The sequence below is a fragment of the Pedobacter sp. 01T416_2 genome, assembly GCF_056398925.1.
In genome coordinates, this window is the sequence record NZ_JBFTQI010000692.1 from 1 (window position 1) to 3199 (window position 3199).

Genomic DNA, 3199 nt, shown 5'->3' on the forward strand with positions numbered 1-3199 from the left:
GCTTAAAATACATCTATCCAGAGGAAATCACCTCTGAGGGCAGAACGCCGCAAGAGGAACTGGAATACCTGACCATGAAAGGTGCCCACGAAATCTTTGGCGAGCACCTGCCCAAAAAAGTAACCGATAACATCAGCCATGAAATGAAATTTGTGAAGGAAATGAACTATGCTTCCTATTTTCTCACCGTTTATGATATCGTGCGGTTTGCAAGGAGCCAGCATATCCTTTGCCAGGGCCGCGGCTCTGCCGCCAATTCCACCATCTGCTACTGTTTGGGCATTACCTCGGTAGACCCCACCAAATTTGACCTCCTTTTTGAGCGTTTTATCTCTTCCGCCCGTAATGAGCCGCCTGATATCGATGTGGACTTTGAACATGAACGCAGGGAAGAAGTAATCCAATATATCTACAATAAATACGGGCGCGACCGCGCGGCCATTGTAGCCACCGTCACCCAGCAGCGCCAGAAAGGCGCGATCCGCGATGTGGGTAAAGTGATGGGGCTATCGGTGGATACCATCAACCGGCTCTCCTCCTCCATCTGGGAGTTTACCGATGAATGGTTCGAAGGCGGAAAACTTACCGAGCAGGGCCTTAACCCCAATGATCCACTGCTTAGAAAAGTACTCAGCCTTACTGCCCAGATGATGGGCTTTCCAAGACAGTTGGGCCAGCATACCGGAGGCTTTGTCATCACCAGGGGCAAACTGACCGACCTCTGCCCCATCCTGAACGCCAGAATGGAAGACCGGACCAATATCGAGTGGAACAAAGACGATATCGACACATTGGGTTTCCTCAAAATCGATGTACTTGCCCTGGGCATGCTCACCTGCATCAGAAAAGGATTCGATCTGGCCAAAGCACATTACAGCCTTGATCTGACCATGGCCAAGATCAACGAAAAAGAAGATCCCAAGGTTTATGAAATGATCAGCCATGCCGATACCCTGGGCGTTTTCCAGATCGAAAGCCGTGCCCAGATGTCCATGCTGCCACGCCTGAGACCCAAATGTTTTTATGACCTGGTGATCGAAGTAGCCATTGTCCGTCCGGGCCCCATCCAGGGTGATATGGTCCATCCCTACTTAAGACGGCGTAACGGAGAAGAAAACGTGGAATATCCTTCCGAAGAATTAAAAGATATCCTGCACCGAACATTGGGCGTTCCCCTCTTTCAGGAACAGGCCATGAAGATCGCCATTGTTGCCGCAGGCTTTACCCCAGCAGAAGCCGATGAACTGCGCAGGAGCATGGCCACCTTTAAAGCTAAAGGTATGGTCTCCAAATTTGAAGAAAAACTCATCACCGGCATGACCAGCAAAGGTTATACCGAGGACTTTGCCAAACGCGTATTCAAGCAGCTGGAAGGATTTGGAAGCTATGGTTTCCCAGAAAGCCATGCAGCCAGTTTTGCCCTGCTGGTCTATGTTTCCTGCTGGCTCAAATGTTATTATCCCGATGTCTTTGCCGCAGCCCTGCTCAACAGTATGCCCATGGGCTTTTATCAGCCTGCACAGATCGTCATCGATGCTAAAAAGCATGGCGTGGAAATCAGGCCCATAGACATCAATTATTCCACCTGGGATAACCGGCTGGAAGAAAGGTCCGGAAAATATCATGCGCTCCGCTTAGGTTTCAGGCAGATCAAGGGCATGAATGCTAAAGATATCGAATACCTGACCAATGGCAGAAAAAAAGCATATAGTCATATCCACGAACTGATGGATGCTGGGCTCAGCCTATCTGCACTGGAACGGCTTGCCGATGCCGATGCCTTCCGCTCCATTGGTCTGGACAGAAGAGCTGCCCTTTGGGAAGTATCCGCCATGGCCGACCGCCCGGTTGCACTCTTTGAAAACCAGCCTTCAGAAAGCAGCCTGGAAATGCAGGCCACCCTGCCCCTGATGAGCAAAGGCGAGCATGTGATCCAGGACTATGCCTCCACATCCCTATCATTAAAAGCACATCCGGTCAGTTTTGTGCGTGAACAGTTAAGCCTCCTCCGCGTTTTGCCAACCCAGGACCTTGCCCAGGCAAAAGACGGACAGACCATCAAAGTAGCAGGTCTCGTCCTGGTCCGCCAGCGACCCGGAACAGCCAAAGGCGTATGTTTTATCACCATTGAGGATGAAACAGGATTTACCAACCTGGTCGTCTTTGAAAACCTCTTCGAAAAATTCCGAAAAGAAATCATCCAATCCAGACTACTTATGGTTGAAGGGAAGCTGCAGATAGAAGGCGAAGTGATCCATGTGATCGTCAAGCGCTGCTTTGATCTCACCAGCCTCCTGCGATCAATGGACAGGGAAGAGAACAATGGTTTCCCGACAGTCGCTTTCTCCAGATCCGATGAAAGGACCGCACCATATTCCGGCAACAGAGATGTAACAGAAAAAGGTGCTCCAGCCTCAGCCATTCCGGGAGGCAGAAATTTTAAATAATCATCAAATTACACCGGGTCATTGGAATACGTATTATTCTGCGACAGCGATAGCCGCGGATACCAGTCCGTGGTTAAGGCCTGAAGCCATATGAGCGGATAGCCCGGCGTTGCCAAAAAAAACAAAAGCATTAAACATCTATACCCACAAAAAAGCCACTGATCTAAACCAGTGGCCTTATTTCCCAAAACAGTCTCCTGTTTATTTTGCGCTGTTCTTTTTCTCGGTCACCTCAGCCCTGATCTCCTGGGCAAGGTTTTTAAGATCCTGCATAGCTTTACGTACACGCGTACCAGCTGCAGCGTTTCCACCATCATAAAATTTTGCTACATCAGCTTCAACTGAAGCGATCACTTCCTGTACCTGTTTGAATTTGTCCATAACTGTTTTTTAAAGGGCCAAATGGCCCGGGTATTGTTTTTTATCTAGGAAACCGTATTCCAGCCCTAAAACTAAACATTTCAACCAAAATTCAAAAAGAACTATTAAAAATTCCGAATCCCGGCACTATTGCCTGCCCTTATTACCTCTGCTTACAAAGGATAAACCGTAGCATCCGCCAACAAAATACCCTATCCGGAACAGCCTAGTATGGATTCTATGGGCAAAAACATAACATCGAAATGAAGATCGATTTTTAACTTAATTTAGGTGGCTGCCAAACAGACCTGTCTTTTTATCGCGCTGAAAACTTCAATTATCCAGCAAGCCAGGGATTTTTTGGATATCAAATCCCTGGCCGGTGTAAAGTG

General features: G+C 48.4%; 2 protein-coding genes. One reads left to right on the top strand and one right to left on the bottom strand.

Going from position 1 to position 3199, the window contains the following annotated elements; translation table 11 throughout:
• Positions 1-2447: error-prone DNA polymerase (locus AC1DPQ_RS22555; RefSeq protein ID WP_477610942.1), on the top strand; the 2447-nt coding region annotated here is incomplete at its 5' end.
• Between the two features lie 201 nt (positions 2448-2648).
• Here AC1DPQ_RS22555 and AC1DPQ_RS22560 read toward each other — a convergent pair.
• Positions 2649-2828, bottom strand: a complete 180-nt coding sequence (locus AC1DPQ_RS22560; RefSeq protein WP_167294634.1) for a histone H1 — start codon at positions 2826-2828, stop codon at positions 2649-2651.
• Between the last annotated feature and the right edge of the window lie 371 nt (positions 2829-3199).